The following is a 22,242-nucleotide window of genomic DNA, read 5'->3' on the forward strand; positions in this document are numbered from 1 at the left end:
TGTCTTTTCGTAACGAAAGAAATACATCTTATCTAAACTTCATTGTACGTTTTATGTAATACCATACGAAGATATGAAGGAGCCTAGCCGTCAATACTGTAAGTATGACGGCAAAAAATGTAGTTTTTTCTGTTTTTGATGTAGAACCCGCGATTATGCAGGAATTTCAATTGTATTTTTGAACTCAGTGGGGAGCTGGCCTTCGTAGCTTCTGAATGCACGGGAAAAATGAGAAGAGTCTGTATAGCCAAGTTGATAGGACACTTCCTTGACAGACATATTCCAAAAGCTCAACAGGTACTTTGCCTCCTGCATGATATGGAACTCAATCCATTTTTTCGCCGAAAGCCCGGTGTATTCTACTAATATTTCGCTCAGGTATTTTGGTGATATATGCAACTGTTCTGCATAAAAAGCAACATCTTTATACTGCGAGAAATTCTTTGAAACTAATTCTCTAAACTTTACAACGGTATGTTCTTTACCGTTGAGTTCCTTTTTATTGGCCCGGTACTGGTTCCAGAAATATTTCTGTGAAATGATCAGGATCGAATATAGTATTCCCGATACTGCTTCGGGCTTATCAGCTATTGCCCGAAGCGTGCTGAAAAGCTGTTGCATTTCCTCGAATTGCCTGTCGGTGAGTTGCATTACACTCTTTTCATCGGGACAAAAAAATTCGAGAGAATAGAAAAATGACCTGCTGAAATTATTCACGAAAATATCATCATAAAAAAACAGGGTGTCATTTGAGGGAAAACTGGTATTGAGCCATTGACAGGTCATTCCGGGGCCAATCGTCAACAGGCTTCCTCGTGTTAAATCATAATCGGTAGTGCCTATCCTGATGCGAGCTCCCTCACCATAATACAGACCTATAGTATAAAAGTAGTTGTTAAAGGGATTGGTGATTTTCAAGTCTTCAAGACACGTTTTTGATGCCAGATAATAAGGCGCTATATGTCCATCATTTTTTTTAGACCTTAAATTTCTGAGCAGATCAAAGTTATCTGAATGTTTTTGTATCATAAGGAAGATGTCTAAAAAATAGTATAGTCCTGGGAATGCTTTTCCGTCCAAATTGAAAAATGATAATTATGAAATGTGAAGTTTATTCTCATGTCAAACTTAGTATATCAGAGAATACTAAAATACGCAATTATTATCATTTGATAATGTATGGTTATTTATACTTAGTTGTCTATAAATGTCCAGAATAAACAAGGAGTAGATACTGCTTATCCACTCCTTACTGTGACTGGTTTTATTTTCGTATTACTTTTCCCAATCTGCCAGCGCATCAGCCACAGCAATGGCTTCAATCTCAATCAATGCATCCGGCGAAAACAATGACGATACTTCAAAAATAGTATCTGCCGGATAAGGGGGGGGGTAAGGTATTTGCCTCTCAATTCGACAATCTTCTCAAAGTTCTTCATGTCACGGAGCATGATAGTGACCTTTACCACGTTTTTCAGACTTGAACCTCCAGCTCTCAATACCTTGTCCAGATTTTCAAAAGCCATTTTTGCCTGTGCATCAAAGTCACCTATGCCTATCAGATTTCCTTCCTTGCCAACAGCGGTCTGTCCCTAAATAAACAACAAATCGCCTACACGTTGTCCCTGTGCCAGACGGAATAGTTCATAAGCGCCCGGCGTAATTTTAATTTGTTGCTGAAAGATCTCTACAAAGAAACCTATACCAACAAAGTTTTAGTATTTCCAAATAGTCGTGGACGGGCCGAAGAAGTAGCCGTCAAGCTAAAAAGGATTGCAGAAAAAGTAAATGGACATACGTCATATTATTCACACCATTCATCAGTCGACCGTGAGCTTAGGGAATGGATTGTTTTTTCTTCTTATCCAATCCTGCATCACAAAAACGTTGATGGCCTGTACCAATAGACAATACCGGTAAGTCAGACAAATTAAGGTTGAATGCATTTTTTGCTTCGATGATTCCGTTTAACGTTGGATTATTGGCAAAGACACCTCCATCCACCTTATTTTGAAATGGTCTTTCCAACCCATTCAAATCGATGTACTCTGTAGAAAAAGGATCGAAATAGGTTGGAGCAGCCGATGTTGCTAAAGCTGCTTGATAAGCAGGTATATGATAATCTCTTACAAAAGCATCGTGATATTTACTTTTTAAAACAGAAGGTCTACCTTCCATTAAATCGTAAATAGGAATTGCGACATGTGTTTTACAATGCTTTAACCGAGGGTCTTCGCCATCTTCTCCATTATGATATTCTCTGTATTTATCTTTTATTAGTTTCTCTAATGAGTCCCGACTATGAGCAGAAAATTTGAACCGCTTTAGAAATCCTCTTTTGTTACCGAATAAAATTTGAGCATTATTGAGGTATAACTCATAGATTTCTTTCGCTGGAATCCCTAATGCCAAAGCAACAGCCATTATACCGCCTGTTCCAAAGAGATGATTTAAAAGCAACGTTTTATCTAAGGGGAATCTTAGTGTGTCCTCTCTGAAACAGAAAACTCTGTGGAAGCTTCTCCCGAGGTTCAACAAAACGATACCCGTATTACCATTGTCAAAAAAGATGCAAAACAAGAATCAATGTGCTCTTGCTGAACGAGTGCTGTGAACGTAAACTTCGACATTGGGTACTCTCAAACGGAGCGATGGATTTATTCAAGAGCATCTTAGAGGATTGGAATACAGGCACACAAAAGTCCATGTATTTACAGCATCGAAATCTGGTCGTTAGGAAACTGATTGAACAGGAATCAACCCTTTCCCAAGCCCGAAAGCTATTTGTCGCCGATGTACTCAAATCCGATGATTACAGTGCGGTAAAAAGAGAATGTCATGTCAATTCCAAATGTCTGAAAAGGGAACTGAACGACATCAATGTTAAATTAGAAGACATCGATAAACAAAGCCTGTTGGGATGCCGTTCTTTTGTCTTTATTCTTAAAAAGTTTCCAAGCTTGGATACGGCGGACAAAAAGCATCTTGTCAGCCTTATTGCTCCGCTTAATATTGATTTCCAAACAGGGGAAATGTCTTTTATGGGTATCGTTCAATAACACCCCTTTGAAAAAACCAATATTGGCAGATGCCTTTAATGCCCCAACTGAAACTATATTTTTTCCATTGTAGGTATAAATTGGAGCACCCCATTTTATTTCTTCCTTTAACCCTGTTTCTAAAACGATTTGTCGGATTTTCCGTCCATATTTTTTTGCATTCCGCCAATACTTTCGGTTTGATTATGGTGGAAGCCTTGTTTTATCAATTATTTGCTAATTCTAACTGTGCTTTTTCAATCAAATTTAAGGCAATCTGTAACGCTTTAATTCTACGTTCAAGTAAAGCTTGTTGAGAATAATTTTCCTTTAAATTAGGTAGTGCTTTTTACATTTGCTTAGAAGTGACATAATTGCAACTTTGGCTTCATTCAATTCTTCTTTTCTATGATTCATTTTTTATAGTTTTTCGTATGTTGTTTATTACGCACAAGCCGAGCTGAAAAAAAATTGTTTCCAGCTTCCATGATTTCCTCTTTGTTTATTTTTATTTTGTTGATACTACAATGATTTTATGGTTTCCAATTAAGATTTCCATTTTTGTCAAACATTTCGATAGATGGATTCCCTAAACTGTCAACCTTTAAGATAATTCTTGGTACCTCGTTGGCATCTTTCATAATCAGAGCGGCATTTCCGTTTTCTGTTACCAGGTTAATTCTATTAATATTGTGACCTGGTTTGCCAGACAAGTCTTTGTCATTAATAATCAAACCGGCTTTAAAATAACTATCTTCTTTATTATCCTGAGCGAGAACACCAATAGCATCGGCATTTTGATAGTCTAAAGCTATAGCATTTAAATTTGTGGTTTCATTATCAGTTATGGCAATCCCCCCTCGTTCATCACCGTGATTATCATAAAAAATAACCCCTGCCGGATTAACTGCCCTTTGAAATGTTTTACCATTGATGATGGGAGGCGGAATATTATCCATATTAGAAATTACGATTCTGTTTTTTCCGGTTTTGTCTTTAATGTTAATCCTTTCAGCGTCCATAAATCCATTTGAGCCATTTAGTAGTATAAAACTTAAAGCGGTTAAGAGCGCGATATTGAACACAACAAGTGTATAAAACAGAATTTTAAAAGTTTTTGATGTTGTTTGCATGGTTTAAAAATGTATTTAGATTGATGATGTATGCTGTTTTTTTATCCTTCGTATATGTGAAATTCTGTTACCGTTATGAAATAGCCATCGGGGTCCCTGAACGAGAATTCCTGTCTGCGTGAATTTTTATTTAGGTGAATTTCTTCTTCAACCGTCCATTCGATTTCTTCGAGGTTATGCTTCACTTTCTTCCAATCAGAAAAGCCATTTCCTGCTGTTAAACTTTGGTTTCTCATCGTTGGGTGACCGTCCCTTTCCCAAGCGTGCAGGCAAAGCACAATTTCATTGTCTTTATTCGTCAGAACGGAAAAATGGACTCCATCGTGTACAATGTTGAACCCAAATATGTTACTATACCATGCAGCACTTACTTCAACATCTTTTACGGCAATCATTGGATCAAGTTTTGTCATTTTGTTTTCTATTTATTGTTTATGGAGTATGTTAATTGTTTTGTTAAGCTTTAACAGCAGGCATAATTTTTCAAATATAATAAATCAACGATTCCTGAAAAGTGTCATCCTAAAAACTAGTTTTGTAATCTTCCCTACAAACAGCTACGATTATTAATGTAGTTTTATAATTTAGGGGCAATGAATAAAAGTAAGTTTAGCGAATCGCAGATCATTAAGATTTTATCACAGCAGGAGTCGGGACAATCGGTTTCCGATATTTGCCGGGAACATGGTATTAGCTAAGGTACATTCTATTCATGGAAGAGCAAATACTCTGGTATGGAAGTATCTCAGCTCAAACAACTCCGTGAAATGGAAAAGGAGCTGGCCCAATATAAAAAGATCGTTGCCGAGCAGACCCTTCAGATTAACGTGCTAAAAGACGTTATCGAAAAAAAGCTTTAGGGCCTGCCGAAAAGCGTGAGCTTGTAGGTTATGCCCGTGAAGATTTTGGGATGAGCCTCCGGCAGGCCTGTGCCGTATTTAATATCAGTACGTCTGTTTTTATTACCGTGCAAAGCGCAGAGAAGACACAGAAGTCATCGAGCAGCTTTCAAAGCTGGCCAGTCTGCACCGTACATGGGGCTTCTGGATGATATACCACCGTCTCCGAAAGTTACAATATATGTGGAACCACAAACGTGTTTACAGAATATACACCGCCATGCGATTAAATTTGCGGAATAAGCGCAAGAAGCGTCTTCCTGCTCGGGTAAAAGCACCACTGCTGTGTCCTGTTGGGCCGAACATCACCTGGAGCCTTGATTTCATGCACGATACGCTTGCCAGTGGGAAAACGATCCGTACACTAAACGCCATCGATGATTTCAGCCGGGAGGCTCTTTCTATTACGATGGACACCAGTCTGCCTGCACAACGGGTGATCCGAGAACTAGAAAAACTACTGGAGTGGCGCGGCAAACCCGACAAGATCCGTTCTGACAATGGTCCTGAGTTTGTTGCTGAGTCTATGCGGGGATGGTGTGAGCAGAACGGTATACAATGGGAGTTTATCCAACCGGGCAAGCCTACACAGAACAGTTTGATCGAACGGTTTAACAGGACATTCAGGCAAGATGTACTAGATAGCTATATGTTTGAAAGTTTGCCCGAAATAAGGAAATATGCAGATGCATGGGCATGGATGTACAACATTGAAAGACCCCATTCCTCATTGGGACAATTAACGCTGACAGAGTTCCTGTTGAAATATGGAAAACTCTCCGAATTTCCCACATTCCAATAGGATAGCAATCGCAAAACTGATTGAAATTTTTTAGTTTTGAATGTAGCTAGCTAGGGGAAGATTACAGTACAACATCGAACTCCGAGACTAAATTCTGCTATTGCTCTTATTTATCAGGATAACAGCAAGTTACAGGGCAAAAAAAATGGGACAAGTACATCATTTTTAGACCTGTCCCAAGAGGTGACCCCGCTGAGGCTCGAACTCAGGACCCACAGATTAAGAGTCTGCAGGCCGGCTCTCCTCAACAGGAGTAAAAATCTATGTTTCCTGCTTGCTTTAGCAATTTATGAACTTCTTTTTATTATTCAAAATTTACAGCTGTGACGTATTTGTGACGGTTGATTTAAAGGAAACAGTAAGTTATTTCAAAGGGTCCTCCAAGAAAGCTTTGAGACCTCTAATTTCCCATAATGAAGGATTACAGGTTGGATTTTTGATTAATGTTTTTAGGGAGTCTAATTGTCGATAAGTTCATTACATGCTAAAGTATTAATTCATAATATTAAATTTTATACTTGAATGAAAATTTACTAAACCATATATTTACGTTGGACCAACTGAAAAAACAGAACAAGAAATATAAAAAAAGAGAAGCAAAAAAATTTCCTAAAACTACTTTCAGTTTTTGGATAAACTTATCACAGTTGGGGTTTAGGAAACTTTCCCACCAATTTATGGAAATCAACCAAATTGGAAGTTAATTACTTCATTTATACCTTTTTATCGATTAATTCTAATAAATTTCATTAATTCTTTTCAAATATTTATAAGAAATTGTCATATGGAAACCACAATAACTTGATATTCAGACCTACCTAAGATTTTAACGTATACAACAAGATTAGGTTATTAAGCGGAATAATGCTAAATTTTAAAAACATTTGGCGAAATCAGAATTTACTAAAAAATAGAAAATGAGATCTATCCTAATAAGCTATAATAAATAAATGCAACTTGTTTAACTAAAAGTTGCATTTGTTCAATAATATAAGAGAATTTAATAGATTACTACTTCAAATGTGCTCTTAACATCCACGCCATTTTTTCGTGGGTTTCAATAAATCCGGTGATGTAATCGCTGGTACCGGCATCGTTATATTTTTCCTGAACCGCATCAATACTACCCCTGATAAAATCGATTATAGTATCATGATCAGCCAAGAGTTCTGTTATAAAACCAGCACTGTCATTCTTTTGGTTAGTGACTTCGCTAAGATGCGTAAGTTCCAAAAATTCTTTTAATGTTCCGGGGGCATAATGACCTATCGTACGGATACGTTCAGCTACACCATCCATCAAGTCTGCCAATTGTTGATACTGACCTTCGAAGAAAATGTGCATAGAATGAAAGTCAGGTCCTTCAACATTCCAGTGTGCATTTCTTGTTTTGGTGTACAATACAAATTCATCTGCCAATAATTTACAAAGAATTTCGGCTACTGCCTGCCTGTTTTCGCTTTTAATTCCAATTTGCGTTTTCATTTCTTGATTTTTTTATTTATTAATAATACTTTTTTACATAGTCATCCCACCATCAACAGCTATGGCTTGCCCTGTGATATGGGGAGCAGAAGCGATGAATAAAACCGCATCAGCAATATCCCCTGCACTCTGATCCACACCTTGCGGTATCAGTGTTTTCTTGTTACGTTCCCATGACTGACTTTCGGTTTCTCCGGCTTGTTTCCAGCGGTCTGCGATACCACCTTCACCACGCCACATCCCTGTACCAATGATACCAGGGCAAATAGCATTTACGGTAATTCCCGTTTCGGCAACCTCTTTTGCAATACTATTGGTAAAACCAATCACCGCAAATTTAGAAGCTACATAGTGTGATAAATGTGCCATACCCATTTTGCCGGCTATAGAGGCCGTATTGATAATGGCTCCGCTTTTTTGTGGTTTCATGACTTCTAACACCGCTTTAGTACATATAAAAACACCTTTTGCATTTACCGAAAGTACTCTGTCCCATTCATGATCATCTATTTCCTCGATACTTCCTATACCCACTACACCAGCGTTATTTACGGCTACGTCTAAACTTCCAAAGGTATTTATTGTTTCACTTACTGCACTTTTTACGGAAGCATAATCTGTTACGTCTACAGCCAAGGCCAAAGCTTTACCTCCAATTGATTTGATTTCTTTAGCCACTTTTTCTACGAATTCTTTTTTTACATCTGCCAAAGCTACATGGGCACCTTTCTTAGCAAAAGTCAAAGCAATTGCTTTTCCAATTCCGCCACCTGCTCCGGTTACAAATACTGTTTTATCTTTGAAATTGTCCATATTTCATCTTTCTAAGGTTAGCTATCTGTTCTTTATATTACAAATTTACTTTATTATCAGCCAAGTCTATTTGTAGAACGATGACAAAATGATGTAGAAAAGATTTAATCATTCTAAAATCTGTCAGATAACCAATAACTGCATAATGCTGTTCCAGAATGCTGTAGTAATAAAACCAACTAAAATGCTAACTCCGATAATCAGGTTAATTAACCTCGCATTAAGCCTGAATTGTTCTGCAATAATACTGGAAGTAATAAGGGTGGGCATTGCTGCTTCAAATACGCTTATACGTGCAATATCTCCTTTAATTCCTAACAAAATTGAAGCAATTAAAACCAATGCCGGAGCAATCATTAATTTGTATAGCATGGACATTGAAATCTGGGAGATTTCCTGTTTCCATCCCTTAAATTTCAATTGTAACCCTACGGAAAAAAGAGCTAATGGTCCTACCGTAGCTGCCAATTTATCAAAGAAAGGTTCAGCTATGCTCAAATCTGTCACCTTAGATAAGATAAGTGCACCCATACAACCTATAAAGGGCGGAAAAGTCAGCAATCTTTTAACCAAAACTGATGCTTTTATTCCTTCTTTATCTGAACGGTTTCCTTTAATTGCTGAAATTATACCTACAGTGGATAAAAGTACAAACATCACTTGGTCGCAAATGATGGCTATGCTTAAATCTTGTTCGCCATAATATGCCATAATCAATGGAAACCCTATAAAAGACGTATTGCTGTAACCTCCAGCAAGCTCAAGTGTACTTCGGGAGCGTTGACCATACCCTTTGTACCGGGAATAAAATTCCATAAAAATCCAGCATCCAGCCCAAACCAATATAGGAGAAAGAGCAGGAAATAACATTTGGCTGCTCCATTCAATCTTAGGAATATATTTAAAAGAAACAGCAGGGAGTGCCAGATATAAAATCCATGTGTTGATTCCCTTATGTGCATCTTGCGGAATTAATTTTGCTTTTCGAAATATCATTCCGGCAATTATGCAGAATGCTATCATCACAAAATTGACCATAATTTCAATAATATTTTAACTATGCAAAATTAGCAGATTGGAATACCGCCATGTATGTATAAAATAAATAAAGGTTTGTATATTTGTGTTATATTAACCTATCTGAAAAATAATTTGTGAAATTTGAAATTTTTAAAGACCCCCCAGATGCCGGTATTGTTGTAAAAGCTTCTTTACTTACGCTTGTTATCCTAATTTCTTATTTTTTAGGTCTTGGGATTAATAAGTTACTACAACTTTCTGATGATTATTTAAGTGGTATATGGTGTGCCGTATCCGCTATTGTGGTCTTTGATGACCTCCCAAAAAATGCTAAAAGTCTGATGAAAGACCGACTTTTGGGCACATTTGTAGGAGTTTTGCTGACAACAATAATAGTTTACTTTACTACAAATCTTTTTTTGTCAATTGGCATTGCATTGTTCTGTACCTGTATTTTTATTTCTGTTTTTAAATGGACAGGAGCGTTAAAAATTGGATGTATTACTGTTATTATTGTTGGATTGAGCACCCATGACAAAGCTTTTGAAATTGTCTGGCGGTCAGGATTAATGCGTTTTCTTGAATCTGTTGCCGGATGTACTCTCTCTCTTGTCGCTACTATCGTCATAGAGCAAATAAAAATAAAAACGAACAAGTAATTTTTGAGAGAGCAAAGCATGACTAAACTAAAACAGTTTTTCCCGTTAGAAATATTAGATTTTGAAGAAGCTTCGTTTCACCTTACGATTCACGGTCAAAATTATTTTGAGCTGGTGTATATTTATGATGGAATGGGGATTCATCAGATTAATCAAAATCATCTTTCATATTGTTCAGGAGACTTATTTGTGATTTCTCCGGAGGATGAGCATAATTTTAAAATGGATACAAAAACCAGGGTCATCTGCATTAAATTTACAGATGACTATTTTAGCAGTAAAGAGCACTGGAAATTTCAAGATTATATGAATAACAATCCTGAAAGCATTATGAACAACAAAATCTTGAAGGAAGTTAAATTAGAATTTAGCCCGGAAATTCATCAAATACTACGAAATACAATTGATAATATACTTCTTTACAACAACTCGCATAATGTTGTTACATCACCTGTCGTTTTTCATCAGGTGCTTTCTGTTTTCGGCATTATAAAGGAAGCTATGCAGGATATGTCGCTTAACGGAAATGACCATTTTCCAGCAAGGGAACAATTGATTTCATATATCCATCAGCACATTTACATTCCTGACAAAGTAAAAATAAAGAATATTGCTTCACATTTCAACATTGCCACTACGTATTTCAGTGCCTATTTCAAACGTAATTTTGATATAAATTACCGAGAATACCTTAATCATTACCGTTTGATGCTTATTAATAAAAGACTGAAATCTGGACAATTTAACATGAGCCAAATTGCTGAAGAATTTGGATTTAATGATGAAAGCCATTTTTCTCATTTTTATAAGAACAACACAGGTCACAGTCCATCTCTTTATGATCTTTCTAAAAAAAAGAAATGAAACAAGGAATTATAAAAAATAATTTTATTACAAAATGAGTTCATTAATCGGTCAAAATCTACTTCTCATAGCCAAACAAACCTGCCAAAAGTATAAGAGTAATTATCCTTATTAAATTCACTGTTCACAGCAAAATGAAGAACAATTATGGAAGTAATTGTAACCCTCCAAAAAAAGACAATCTAGAAAAATTTGTGATAAACTGTATTAGTGTTTTCAGTTCATAAAATAAAGAACTCTGGAAAATATCCTGTGACCATCCATGCTCTAATCAAATGTGCAATAATAATGAATTTCCTTTTGAATTTTATAGCACCGGTATGGTACGTTCGTTTTACATTATCAATGAGGATTTTAATAAAAAAGCGATATGACCCTAAAATAAAATTAGGGATAATCGATAGAGAATGAAAACAAAATAACACACAAAATGAATTGTCAATGTCTACTTGATCTTTTCAACAGCTGCTCGAACCTGCTGAAGATCGGGCTGTCTATCTATGCATTCCTGAACGCCCTCGGGATATCTCTCTAAGATGAATTCATTGAAATCCTTACAGCTCCTGAAAATATTGAACTGCTTGTCGTGGATGTTCCATACGATGCCTTTTCCCTTTATGGCGTTCTGTGCAATGGCAGCTCCACCGACTCCCCCCAGGCCATATCCCAGGCCCTGTTTCCATGAATTTGCCAACTCCAGCTCCATATATAGATAGTTATGGCCTCCAAAGAGCACCTGTCATTATAGACGAGTTACCGACAATTTATTTTAGAGGCTTGGACAATCTTATTGCAACGGCGAGAAGTAATAAGGTAGCGGTTTGCTTAGGCTTTCAGGATTTTTCCCAATTAATTCGTGACTATGGAGATAAGGAAGCTAAGGTAATTCAGAACACGGTCGGTAATATTTTTAGCGGTCAGGTCGTGGGCGAAACGGCAAAGAGCCTGTCAGAACGCTTTGGGAAAGTATTACAGAAACGCCAAAGTATGACGATTAACCGAAATGACAAATCAACTTCAATTTCTACCCAATTAGACAGTCTTATTCCAGCTTCAAAAATCAGTACACTTACACAAGGTATGTTTGTCGGTTCAGTGTCCGATAACTTTGACGAACGTATAGAACAAAAGATATTTCACGCAGAAATTGTAGTAGATAACGAGAAAGTTGCTGCCGAAACAAAAGCGTACCAGAAGATACCGGAAATTTTATCCTTTGTCGATGAAAGCGGAGAAGATAATATGAAACGGGATATTGAGAACAATTATCGTCAGATAAAATTAGACATTGTTCATATCGTGGAAAGTGAAATGGAGCGTATAAAAAACGACCCGAATTTACAGCATTTGATACAGGAGGGATAATATTGAATTTTTAAATCATTTATTTTGAAATATTTTAAATTACAGCGTCTTATAAAAGAGAGCAGACTTTTTTATTAACTTTGTTAAGTGAAAAAAATGTTTTCAATATTATTATTGTCTGTGTATTTAATTTCGACAACTGAATTAGGTCAGTTATTGAAGTTTCCTATACTTATAGAGCATTATTTCGATCACAAAGAAAAAAATCCGGAGGTTACTGTTTTGCAATTTTTGGAAGTTCATTACGCCGGGAGCCATCTGGAAAACCATCCACACGATGACGATTATGAACAAGACAAACAATTACCGTTTATCGTACATATCGATGTTTTGAATATCAGTTTTGTACTTGTCCCCCCTTTTAGTTTTGATATAGAAACCAAAAAACTTGTAGGCAAAGAACCCAAAACCTTGCCTTTGGACGATACATTTTCTGATAACAATTACCGTTCTGCCATCTGGCAACCTCCGAAATTCTGTTAATCTTTTTTGATTTCCACGATGAATCCTTTCATCGTGCATTTGCTGTTTGATAATACTTTCATTCGGGCAGTCGGTGTATTTTGTGTCCGCCTGTAGGATTGATCATGTATTGGAAACGTCAAATCTCTTTATTTATCATTTACGATTAACAGAATAAATTATGCTTACAAAAATCATTGAGTTTTCTGTAAAGAACAAACTCATTATAGCATTATTGGTTCTTGGTTTAATCGGCATTGGCTCTTATCAGGTAAGCAAATTACCGATTGATGCTGTGCCGGACATTACCAATAATCAGGTGCAGGTTATTACAATCGCTCCGTCTTTTGGGGCAACCGATATCGAACGTCTGGTTACTTTCCCAATTGAACAGGCGAACTCCAATATTTCCGGACTCAAAGAAATCCGCAGTTTCTCCCGTTTCGGATTGTCCTTGGTTACCATTGTTTTTGATGATGGTATTGATGTGTATTGGGCAAGACAACAAGTGGCAGAGCGGCTGCAACAGGTTCAGAATGAAATTCCGCAAGGTATCGGAACACCGCAATTAGGGCCGATTTCTACCGGTTTGGGCGAAATCTATCAATATGTCGTTCGTCCTAAAGAAGGTTTTGAACAAAAATACGACGTTACGGAACTCCGTACCATTCAGGATTGGATTGTGCGTCGACAGCTACTTCAGGTCAAAGGCGTAGCGGAAGTCAGCAGTTTTGGCGGTAAATTGAAGCAATACGAGATTGCCGTGAATCCCGACCGACTTAATGCTTACGGCATTACCATCAATGATGTTTTTGATGCACTGAATGCCAATAACCAGAACACCGGCGGTGCTTATATCGAAAAAGGGCCAACCGTTCTCTACATTCGGAGCGAAGGTTTGGTGGGCAATATTGAGGATATTCAAAACATTTCCATTACCAATAAAAACAACGATGTACCGCTGTTTATCCAAGATGTAGCTGATGTCAAAATTGGTTTTGCCACCCGTTACGGAGCGATGACTTACAACGATCAGGGCGAAGTTTCGGGTGCGGTGGTGATGATGCTGAAAGGTGCCAACAGTAGTCAGGTCATCAAAGATGTAAAAGCCAAAGTGGCTCAAATCCAGAAAACCCTGCCCGAAGGCGTGGTGATAGAACCCTTTCTTGACCGTACCAAAATGGTGAATAATGCCATCAGCACGGTAGAGAGAAACCTTATGGAAGGTGCTTTAATCGTGGTATTTGTCCTCGTTTTATTTCTCGGAAATTTCAGAGCCGGCTTACTCGTGGCTTCGGTGATTCCACTAGCAATGCTTTTTGCCATTTGTATGATGAACCTTTTCGGGGTGAGCGGCAATCTGATGAGTTTGGGTGCACTGGATTTTGGATTAATCATCGACGGAGCGGTCATTATTGTAGAAGCCGTCCTGCATCAGTTATCCCTCAATCCTAAGTTCAAGAGCCTGCTGAAAATTCCGTCCAATGATATGGATAGTGTAGTTACAGAATCTGCCGGAAGAATGATGAACAGTGCAGTTTTCGGACAAATTATCATCTTCATTGTGTACATTCCGATCCTAACATTGCAGGGGATTGAAGGGAAAATGTTCCGCCCGATGGCAGAAACGGTGGCGTTTGCATTATTAGGTGCATTTCTGCTTTCCCTAACCTACATTCCGATGATGAGTTCGGTTTTGTTGAAGAAAAGAAGTTTAAAACCTTCGTGGTCGGACAGGGTAATGAAGAAAGTAGAAGCGCTTTATTTGAAAACCTTGCTGAAAGTTTTACGCATTCCGAAAACCATTTTTACCATAATCGGGATATTGTTCATCACGGCAATAATTCTGCTAAGCAGAATGGGCGGCGAATTTATTCCGTCTTTGGAAGAAGGTGATTTTGCGGTGGATACCCGCGTTTTACCGGGCAGCAACCTTACCACCACGATTGAAAGTACGCAAAAAGCAGCCCATATCTTAAAAACCCGTTTCCCCGAAGTGGAAAAAGTGGTCACCAAGATAGGAAGTGGAGAAGTGCCTACCGATCCGATGCCAATGGATGCTTCGGATATGATGGTCATTCTGAAAGACAAAAAAGAATGGACTTCCGCCAAAACGTTTTCCGAATTATCAGAAAAAATGAGCAAAGCACTGGAAGATGTGCCCGGTATTACAGTTGGTTTTCAGTATCCGGTAGCGATGCGTTTTAATGAACTGATGACCGGTGCAAGACAGGATGTGGTCATCAAAATCTTTGGCGATAATCTGGATTCTTTGGTGCAAAATGCCAACCAACTCGGTAAAATCATTGAAACGGTAAAAGGTACACAAAACCTTTATATAGAACCGGTTTCCGGGCTTCCGCAGGTGGTGGTAAAATACAATCGTCCCGTGATTGCTCAGTATCATCTTTCTGTTGCAGATGTCAATCGGGTGATTAATACCGCATTTGCCGGACAGAGTACAGGTTTGGTTTTTGAAGGCGAAAAACGCTTTGATATGGTAGTACGCCTGAATGCCAGTGACCGAAAAAACATCAATGATATTCAAAATCTATTGGTTCCAACACCTGCAGGCAATCAGATCCCGCTCAATCAGCTGGCAACCGTAGATGTGGTGGAAGGTCCCAATCAAATTCAACGTGAAAATGCACAACGCCGTATTGTCGTCGGCTTCAACATCAAAGACCGTGATGTGCAAAGCATTGTGGAAGAATTGCAGGGTAAAGTGGACAAACAGATTAAACTTCCGGCCGGCTATTCTATTACGTATGGCGGTTCTTTTGAAAATCTGAACAACGCCAAACAACGGTTGATGATTGCCGTTCCGCTGGCATTGGCATTGATATTTGTCCTGTTGTTTATGGCGTTCAAGTCGATTAAAGAAAGTCTTCTGATTTACACCGCCATTCCGTTGTCGGTCATCGGAGGTGTATTTATGTTGAATTTACGCGGAATGCCTTTCAGCATCAGTGCTGCCGTTGGTTTTATCGCTCTTTTTGGCGTAGCGGTTTTGAACGGTATTGTATTGATTTCAGAATTTAACCGACTGCATAAAAACGGCATTAGAAATATCGTCAGAATTGTGATTGATGGCGGCGAAAGCCGATTGCGTCCGGTATTGATGACCGCAGCCGTTGCCTCCCTCGGCTTTATCCCGATGGCAATAAGCACAGGTGCTGGAGCAGAAGTGCAGCGACCTTTGGCGACCGTGGTAATTGGCGGACTGATATTGGCCACTTTGCTCACCCTTTTTGTCCTACCGCTTTTATATGTCAATATCGAAAATGGATTTAAAATGAAAAAACCAAAATCCAAACATGTCGCCTCTGTTCTGTTGATTTTTATGCTGTTTTCAGGAATAAAAATGAAGGCACAAACCATAATTTCTTTAGATGAAGCCGTGCAAACAGCGTTGCAAAACAATCGCAACCTGAAAAATGAAAAACTGCGTTCGGATTATGCCAAAGCATTGATTAAAACTTCTAATGCCGATATTCCGCAAACCGCAGTTACAGCAGATTACGGACAAATAAATAGTGCATACAACGATATGAAATTCGGGATTTCACAGAGCATCGCTTTTCCAACTGTGTATCAGAAACAGAAAAATTTGCATTCCGAAGAATGGAAAAAAAGCCAGTTGAATGTTTCGCTTAAAGAATTTGAACTGAAAAAAGCCGTCAGCCAAAGTTATTTCCAGATGGTGTATTGGAAAGATAAGGAAAAATTGCTGAATGAAACGTTGCAACTGTACACCCAATTTTTAGACAAAGCCAGTTTGCGTTTAAAAGCTGGAGAAAGCAATATTCTGGAAAAAACAACGGCTTCCAACCAAAAATCGGCAATTGAGATTCAGTTGAAACAAGTGCAGCAGGAAATAAAAACCTTGCAGTTGCAGTTCAGTTGGTTGCTCAATTCCGAAACGGAATATCTTCCTTTGGAAAATTCCAGACCGGTTCTTTTGCTTCAGGAAAATGCTTCGCATCCCTTGTTACATGTATTGGAACAGCAAAAAACGGTTGCCGGCAAACAAACCGAAGTGGAAAAATCCAGACTTCTTCCGGATTTGCAAATCGGTTATAATCTCAATTCGTTCAAAGGTATGGGACCTGATGATAAACTGTATTCTGCTACACCACAGTTTCATTCGGTGATGGTAGGTGTTGGCATTCCAATATTTTCAGGCGGACAAAAGGCAAGAATTCACGCTTCTAAAGTGGCGGAAAGCATTGCGGAAAACGATTGGCATAATACGGAATTTGCATTAGAGAAAAAACAGCAACAGCTCAAGCAAATGTATCAAACGAATCTCGAAATCATCAACCGTTACGAAACTGATGAACTGAAAAATGCAGACATCATTACCAAAACAGCACAGCAACAATTCATTAACGGAGAAATCAATTATCTGGAATTTGTAATGCTCGTCAATCAGGCAGTTTTGCTCAAAAGCAATTATGCAGATGCCCTATTGAAACTAAACGAAAGCGTGGTTGAACTGAATTATATCACGATTCAGTAGTTGATGAACAGGATATTTTAAACAGTAAACAGAATTTTTCAAATCAATATATAATTAGACAAGAAAATGAAAATATTAAAATTATACGGTTCTTATTTTTTGGTCTTGATAGTACTGCTTTCCGCAGTTCAATGTCAACAAAAACAAGAAACCACCGCCACCAAAACTGCAAATCCGAAAGACGAAAACACGGTTATTTTCACCGATGCACAGTTACACAATACCCCCATTGAAACCGCGGAACTGTCGATGCAGCATATTTCCACCGTATTGAAACTCAACGGTAAAATTGATGTACCACCGCAAAATCTGGTTTCCGTAAGTACACCGCTGGGCGGCTATCTGAAAAGCACCCGCCTTTTGCCAGGGATGAAAGTAGTTAAAGGTCAGGTAATTGCCGTTATTGAAAATCCGCAGTTTGTACAGTTGCAGCAGGATTATCTGATGGCAAAATCCAAATACCACTTTGCCCAACTGGATTATAACCGACAAACTAAGCTCAACCAAAGCCAGGCAAGTAGTGATAAAGTGATGCAGCAGGCACAATCCATTATGAGCGATCAGAAAATTCTGATGAATTCCATTGCCCAGCAACTGAAGTTGGTCAACATAAATCCGGCTAAGATATCTGCCGGAAATATTCAGCAGAGCGTACCTGTCTATAGTACCATCAACGGTTTTGTGAGCAAGGTGAATGTGAATGTAGGCAAATATGTAACGTCTTCGGATGTGCTGTTTAAACTCATCAATCCTTCTGATATTCACCTCAATTTAAAAGTGTATGAAAAGGATTTGGAAATGCTGAAAACCGGGCAACAGATTGTGGCTTATACCAATGTAGATCCTTCAAAAAAATATGCCGGTGAAATTTTGCTGACGAGTAAAGACGTGGACGGAAGCGGCATGGCTGAGGTTAATTGTCATTTTGAAAAATACGATCCTGCACTCATTCCCGGAATGTATATGAATGCCGAAGTGAAAACAGAAAATTCTTTTGCCAATGCTATTCCGGAAGAAAGCGTGGTGGATTTTGAAGGGAAAAGTTATGTCTTTACAGAAACCGGGAAACAGACCTGGAAGATGGTCCCGGTCACATTGGGAATTTCCGAAAATGGCTTTGTTGAAATCCTCAACTTTGCTGATTTTCAAGGTAAGAAAATCGTGGTCAAAAACGCCTATACCATATTGATGAAGTTGAAAAATACCAGTGAAGATGAAGAATAACAGTCAGATAAAATCTGATATAAAAATTTAAAATAATGAGAAATTCAACAAAAATATTTACCCCGCTTCATCGTGGTTTACACTGGGGCACAGCTCTACTAATGACGGTTTTGTTTATCACCGGATTTCTTCGGATCAACTGGATGGGTAAAAAAGCCATTCTGGGAGCTATTGAAAAAAATATGCAAGGCATTGATTTAACCAATGAACAAACCATCGTAACAGTAAAAAGCATTCTGGACCCTATGTGGCAATGGCACGTATATGCAGCGTATGTTTTCTTTGTAATCATTGCGGTTCGCATCATTTATATGTTGGTAAAGGGCATTCGTTTTCCAAATCCTTTTTCGGCAAATACATCAGCAAAAGAAAAATTTCAGGGATTTATTTATCTGCTATTTTACTTGTTTGTGATTGTTTCATCCATCACCGGAGCCTACCTGAAATGGTGGAATGGAGACCTGAAAGATACAATGGAAACCATTCATAAATGGGCAATTTACTGGTTTCCGATTTTTATTATTTTGCATTTTGGCGGGATTTGGCTGGCAGAAAAAACAGCTCAAAAGGGAATTGCTTCCAAAATGATTGGCGGAGATGATTAATAAATTTAAGAATGAGACATTTATTATTGATACTCATATTGTGCGTTTATCAATTGGGAATAGCACAAACGGATAGTTTGGTAACAGGTCAAAAGATGGATCAATCATTTGACCACGCCTATCAATTTAAATATAAAAAGCTGATTGTACCTTCTGTTTTTATCGGATACGGAATCCTAAGCCTGACGTCTGATGACCTGAAACAGCTGAACCGTTCCACCCAATATGAAATTGGGGAGCATCAGCCGGATAAAATAAAACTGGATAATTATACCCAATACGTACCTGCAATATTGGTTTATGGATTAAATGCTATTGGACTTAAAGGAAAACATAATTTGAAAGACCGAAGTATTATTTTAGGCACATCGTTGCTGATTTCAAGTGCTGTCGTATTACCTACCAAGCATTTGGTGAGAGAAGAACGACCAGATGGTTCTAATAATTTGTCGTTTCCTTCGGGACATACTACAACTGCTTTTACAACAGCACATTTTATGTTCCGTGAATATCAGGATGAAAATATTTGGTTAAGTTTGTCTGGTTATCCAATTGCTGTTTTTACGGGAGTTTATCGCATTTTGAATGATAAACATTGGGTGGGTGATGTGGTTGCAGGTGCCGGTATTGGAATTCTCTCCACAGAAGTTGCCTATTGGTTGTTCCCAAAAGTCAGTCAATTATTTTCAAAAGATCATAGCAAAAATAGTGCTCTTGTATATCCGTTTTATCAAAATAAAACAATGGGATTAGGTTTGTCTTTAAACTTTTAAAATTATAAAAATGAAAAATATATATAAATTCATTGTCGTTCTCAGCATTGCCTTAGTGGCACTTGTTCTGGAATTTATCCTGAAAGAACCGCATTATGCTAAAATCTTAATTACGGCAACCGGCATTTTGATGTCCATTGTTCTTCTGAAAGGAATGATCGACGTGCTTCGTTCCGGGAATTTTGGCGTGGATATTTTGGCGATTTCTGCCATTGCTGCAACCTTAGCTGTTGGTAATTATTGGGCGGCACTCATTATCCTCATTATGATTACCGGAGGTGATTCGTTGGAAGATTATGCCCAGAAAAAAGCCCGGAAAGATTTAAAATCATTGCTTGATAATACACCCCGAATTGCTCATAAAAAAACAGGAAACGATTTACATGATGTTCCTGTGGAGGATATTAAAATCGGTGACATCATCATCGTAAAACCCAAGGAAATTATTCCCGTGGACGGAATTTTACTGAGTGCAGAGGTGCTGCTGGACGAATCTTCGCTCACGGGCGAATCCAAACCCGTCAACAAAACCAAAGGCAACAGCTTATGGTCGGGTTCGGTGAATGGTTCGGGAGCCATTACCATTCAGGTTTCCAAACTCGCCAAAGACAGCCAGTACCAGCAACTCGTGCAATTGGTGCATAATTCCGAAAAAGAGCCGGCACATTTTGTGCGAATGGCGGATCGGTACGCTTTGCCTTTTACCATCGTTGCTTTTTTAATTGCCGGAATTGCTTATTTGATTACCAAAGATCCCAACCGCATTGCCGAAGTGTTGGTGGTGGCTTCGCCCTGCCCGCTGATTCTGGCGGCTCCCATTGCCCTGATAGCCGGAATGAGCCGTTCCAGCAGAAATGGGGTGGTGATAAAATCCGGGACTGTCATCGAAAAACTGGACAGAATGAAAGCCATCGCCTTCGATAAAACCGGAACCTTAACCAAAGGCGATCTTACTGTGGACGACATCATCCCGGAAAATTCTTATTCGCAAGACGAACTGATTGATTTTGTAGCCAGCGTAGAACAGCAGTCTTCCCACGTTTTGGCGGTTTCGGTGATGAAATATATCGGGGATAAACCGATTCCTCTGGCAACAGATTTAAAGGAAATAGAAGGAAATGGTATTGAAGGAAAAGTAAACGGCAAACTGGTGAAAGTGGGTAAACTGAATTTTGTAACGACCGAACCCATTTCAATTAAAACGGAAAAAACCTCGTTATTTGTTTCGGTGAATGACAAATATGCAGGGGAAATCACCTTTACCGATGAAGTGCGCCCCGAAGCCCGGCAAACCATTGCCCAATTAATAAAAATGGGTATCCAAAAAATTATGATGATTTCCGGCGACAAGCAAAGTATTTCTGAAAACATTGCCAAAGAAATTGGCATTACGGAAGTGCACGGTGGCTGTTTGCCGGAAGACAAACTGAAAATCCTGAAAAGTATGCCCGACGAATTTCGCCCGGTTGTAATGGTGGGTGATGGCGTGAACGATGCACCGTCGTTAACCGTTGCCGATGTAGGCATTGCGATGGGTGCTAAAGGATCGAGTGCCGCCAGCGATTCGGCTGATGTGGTGATTTTAAGAGACAATCTGCAAAAAGTGAGTGATACTATTCTCATTTCCAAAGAAACAATGAAGATTGCCCGTCAATCCGTTTTCATTGGCATTGCCGTTTGTACCGTGCTGATGCTGATTGCAGCCTTCGGTGTTTTACCGGCATTGATTGGTGCAGGATTGCAGGAAGTGGTGGATCTGATTTCCATTACCTCGGCATTAAGGGCTTTGAAGGACAAAACGTAACCACAACATTTGTTAATTGTCAGGAAAACCTTCAAAGGTCGCTGTTCAAGCAAAATAAAAACGTCCATAAAGACCGAAGGGTCGATAATGACCTGTTGAAAGGCATAAAGGGTTGTTAAAAAGAATCGCTTCTAATTAAGCAATTTTAAAAGGGGATTGTCATTCCTTTTTATTCGCCACGCAGCGGAGAGCTGCCCGTATCCGTTCAGGACGGTAATTATATACTAAATTTTCCAGTAGACGAGTACACTGAAGTATCATTGACTGACGAGCTGTTAACAGCTACCGACAAAAAACCTATAGCCGCATTTAAAGGAAAGACAGATTATATGCTGGTATTTGAAAAGGAAGAGGATGTTGCTTCTCTACTCCCTGATTTAGCGAAAATTGCCAAAATAAATGCACGAGGAATTATTGTAACCGCCAAAGGTAATCAATATGATTTCGTTTCCCGCTTTTTTGCTCCGGCATGTGGCGTTAACGAAGATGCCGTATGCGGTTCTGCACATACAACGCTCACTCCTTATTGGGCTGGACAATTAGGCAAAACTGAATTACTCGCTTTTCAACTTTCAGAAAAAACAGGCGAAGTACATTGTAAGATATTGGGTGACAGAGTTGAGCTGGGAGGAACAGCCGTACTGTATTTGAAAGGCGAAATATTCATCTGATAAAAATGGTGGAATGAGTATAGAATCAGCTAAAAAACATTTAAGCAAATGGAATATTTGATATAATAAAAAAGAACTACCATTGAACCAAAAGAATGCCCAA

At 38.6% G+C, this 22,242-nt stretch carries 19 protein-coding genes and 3 pseudogenes; 12 read left to right on the forward strand and 10 right to left on the reverse strand.

Going from position 1 to position 22,242, the window contains the following annotated elements; genetic code table 11:
• Positions 1-153: 153 nt before the first annotated feature.
• The 3 genes from CRT24_RS02875 to CRT24_RS02890 form a co-directional block, all read right to left on the reverse strand.
• A complete protein-coding gene (locus tag CRT24_RS02875) occupies positions 154-1,029 on the reverse strand; it encodes an AraC family transcriptional regulator (protein WP_144034492.1) in 876 nt (291 codons plus the stop codon).
• A gap of 299 nt (positions 1,030-1,328) precedes the next feature.
• The gene (locus CRT24_RS21365) at positions 1,329-1,562 is read right to left on the reverse strand and encodes a RidA family protein (protein WP_218962569.1); all 234 of its coding nucleotides are present in this window, start codon (positions 1,560-1,562) and stop codon (positions 1,329-1,331) included.
• A 274-nt stretch (positions 1,563-1,836) separates the two neighbouring features.
• Positions 1,837-2,460, reverse strand: coding sequence for a patatin-like phospholipase family protein (locus CRT24_RS02890; RefSeq protein ID WP_218962566.1), 624 nt, complete (start codon positions 2,458-2,460; stop codon positions 1,837-1,839).
• 191 nt (positions 2,461-2,651) lie between these two features.
• On the opposite strand from CRT24_RS02890, the gene CRT24_RS21175 reads away from it, so the two are divergent.
• Positions 2,652-3,059: a hypothetical protein gene (locus CRT24_RS21175; protein ID WP_144034494.1), complete on the forward strand. Its 408-nt coding sequence runs from the start codon at positions 2,652-2,654 to the stop codon at positions 3,057-3,059.
• A gap of 39 nt (positions 3,060-3,098) precedes the next feature.
• On the opposite strand, the pseudogene CRT24_RS21370 reads toward CRT24_RS21175, so the two are convergent.
• The 3 genes and pseudogenes from CRT24_RS21370 to CRT24_RS02900 all read right to left on the reverse strand — a co-directional run.
• Positions 3,099-3,197, reverse strand: a pseudogene (locus CRT24_RS21370) (DUF1801 domain-containing protein); the annotation flags it as partial.
• A gap of 374 nt (positions 3,198-3,571) precedes the next feature.
• Positions 3,572-4,171, reverse strand: a complete 600-nt coding sequence (locus tag CRT24_RS02895) for a hypothetical protein (RefSeq protein WP_144034495.1) — start codon at positions 4,169-4,171, stop codon at positions 3,572-3,574.
• Between the two features lie 41 nt (positions 4,172-4,212).
• Positions 4,213-4,584 (reverse strand): VOC family protein, encoded by a 372-nt coding sequence (locus CRT24_RS02900; protein WP_099369755.1) that lies wholly within the window; start codon positions 4,582-4,584, stop codon positions 4,213-4,215.
• A gap of 180 nt (positions 4,585-4,764) precedes the next feature.
• Here CRT24_RS02900 and CRT24_RS02905 point away from each other — a divergent pair.
• Positions 4,765-5,872, forward strand: a pseudogene (locus CRT24_RS02905) (IS3 family transposase).
• A 1,011-nt stretch (positions 5,873-6,883) separates the two neighbouring features.
• Here CRT24_RS02905 and CRT24_RS02915 read toward each other — a convergent pair.
• The 3 genes from CRT24_RS02915 to CRT24_RS02925 all read right to left on the reverse strand — a co-directional run bounded on the left by CRT24_RS02915 (position 6,884) and on the right by CRT24_RS02925 (position 9,208).
• Positions 6,884-7,357: a Dps family protein gene (locus tag CRT24_RS02915; RefSeq protein ID WP_045754271.1), complete on the reverse strand. Its 474-nt coding sequence runs from the start codon at positions 7,355-7,357 to the stop codon at positions 6,884-6,886.
• Positions 7,358-7,390: 33 nt separating this feature from the next.
• A complete protein-coding gene (locus CRT24_RS02920; protein WP_099369756.1) occupies positions 7,391-8,170 on the reverse strand; it encodes an SDR family NAD(P)-dependent oxidoreductase in 780 nt (259 codons plus the stop codon).
• A gap of 123 nt (positions 8,171-8,293) precedes the next feature.
• Positions 8,294-9,208, reverse strand: a complete 915-nt coding sequence (locus tag CRT24_RS02925) for an AEC family transporter (RefSeq protein ID WP_045754273.1) — start codon at positions 9,206-9,208, stop codon at positions 8,294-8,296.
• Between the two features lie 116 nt (positions 9,209-9,324).
• Here CRT24_RS02925 and CRT24_RS02930 point away from each other — a divergent pair, with 116 nt between their 5' ends.
• Positions 9,325-9,849: an FUSC family protein gene (locus CRT24_RS02930; protein ID WP_045754274.1), complete on the forward strand. Its 525-nt coding sequence runs from the start codon at positions 9,325-9,327 to the stop codon at positions 9,847-9,849.
• Positions 9,850-9,867: 18 nt separating this feature from the next.
• Positions 9,868-10,713, forward strand: coding sequence for an AraC family transcriptional regulator (locus tag CRT24_RS02935; RefSeq protein ID WP_045754275.1), 846 nt, complete (start codon positions 9,868-9,870; stop codon positions 10,711-10,713).
• Positions 10,714-11,158: 445 nt separating this feature from the next.
• Here the strand turns inward: CRT24_RS02935 and CRT24_RS20590 are convergent, their stop codons facing one another.
• The gene (locus tag CRT24_RS20590; RefSeq protein ID WP_045754276.1) at positions 11,159-11,419 is read right to left on the reverse strand and encodes a hypothetical protein; all 261 of its coding nucleotides are present in this window, start codon (positions 11,417-11,419) and stop codon (positions 11,159-11,161) included.
• A gap of 29 nt (positions 11,420-11,448) precedes the next feature.
• On the opposite strand from CRT24_RS20590, the pseudogene CRT24_RS02940 reads away from it, so the two are divergent.
• From CRT24_RS02940 to CRT24_RS02975, 8 genes and pseudogenes are all read left to right on the forward strand, one after another.
• Positions 11,449-12,078 (forward strand): annotated as a pseudogene (locus CRT24_RS02940) (TraM recognition domain-containing protein); the annotation flags it as partial.
• A gap of 96 nt (positions 12,079-12,174) precedes the next feature.
• The gene (locus CRT24_RS02945; RefSeq protein ID WP_045754278.1) at positions 12,175-12,561 is read left to right on the forward strand and encodes a hypothetical protein; all 387 of its coding nucleotides are present in this window, start codon (positions 12,175-12,177) and stop codon (positions 12,559-12,561) included.
• A gap of 160 nt (positions 12,562-12,721) precedes the next feature.
• The gene (locus CRT24_RS02950) at positions 12,722-17,062 is read left to right on the forward strand and encodes a CusA/CzcA family heavy metal efflux RND transporter (RefSeq protein ID WP_099369757.1); all 4,341 of its coding nucleotides are present in this window, start codon (positions 12,722-12,724) and stop codon (positions 17,060-17,062) included.
• A 66-nt stretch (positions 17,063-17,128) separates the two neighbouring features.
• Positions 17,129-18,286: an efflux RND transporter periplasmic adaptor subunit gene (locus CRT24_RS02955; RefSeq protein WP_086946604.1), complete on the forward strand. Its 1,158-nt coding sequence runs from the start codon at positions 17,129-17,131 to the stop codon at positions 18,284-18,286.
• 35 nt (positions 18,287-18,321) lie between these two features.
• Positions 18,322-18,891, forward strand: coding sequence for a cytochrome b/b6 domain-containing protein (locus CRT24_RS02960; protein WP_045754281.1), 570 nt, complete (start codon positions 18,322-18,324; stop codon positions 18,889-18,891).
• 11 nt (positions 18,892-18,902) lie between these two features.
• Positions 18,903-19,664, forward strand: a complete 762-nt coding sequence (locus CRT24_RS02965; RefSeq protein ID WP_093099842.1) for a phosphatase PAP2 family protein — start codon at positions 18,903-18,905, stop codon at positions 19,662-19,664.
• 10 nt (positions 19,665-19,674) lie between these two features.
• Entirely contained in the window at positions 19,675-21,468 is a 1,794-nt protein-coding gene (locus tag CRT24_RS02970) for a heavy metal translocating P-type ATPase (protein ID WP_099369758.1), read from the forward strand.
• Between the two features lie 221 nt (positions 21,469-21,689).
• Positions 21,690-22,139 carry a PhzF family phenazine biosynthesis protein gene (locus tag CRT24_RS02975; protein ID WP_256962586.1) on the forward strand — a complete coding sequence of 150 codons (450 nt, stop codon included), beginning with the start codon at positions 21,690-21,692 and terminating at the stop codon, positions 22,137-22,139.
• The last annotated feature ends 103 nt before the right edge of the window (positions 22,140-22,242 follow it).

The sequence above is a fragment of the Sphingobacterium sp. 1.A.5 genome, from assembly GCF_002734235.1.
Taxonomy (GTDB): Bacteria; Bacteroidota; Bacteroidia; order Sphingobacteriales; family Sphingobacteriaceae; genus Sphingobacterium; species Sphingobacterium daejeonense.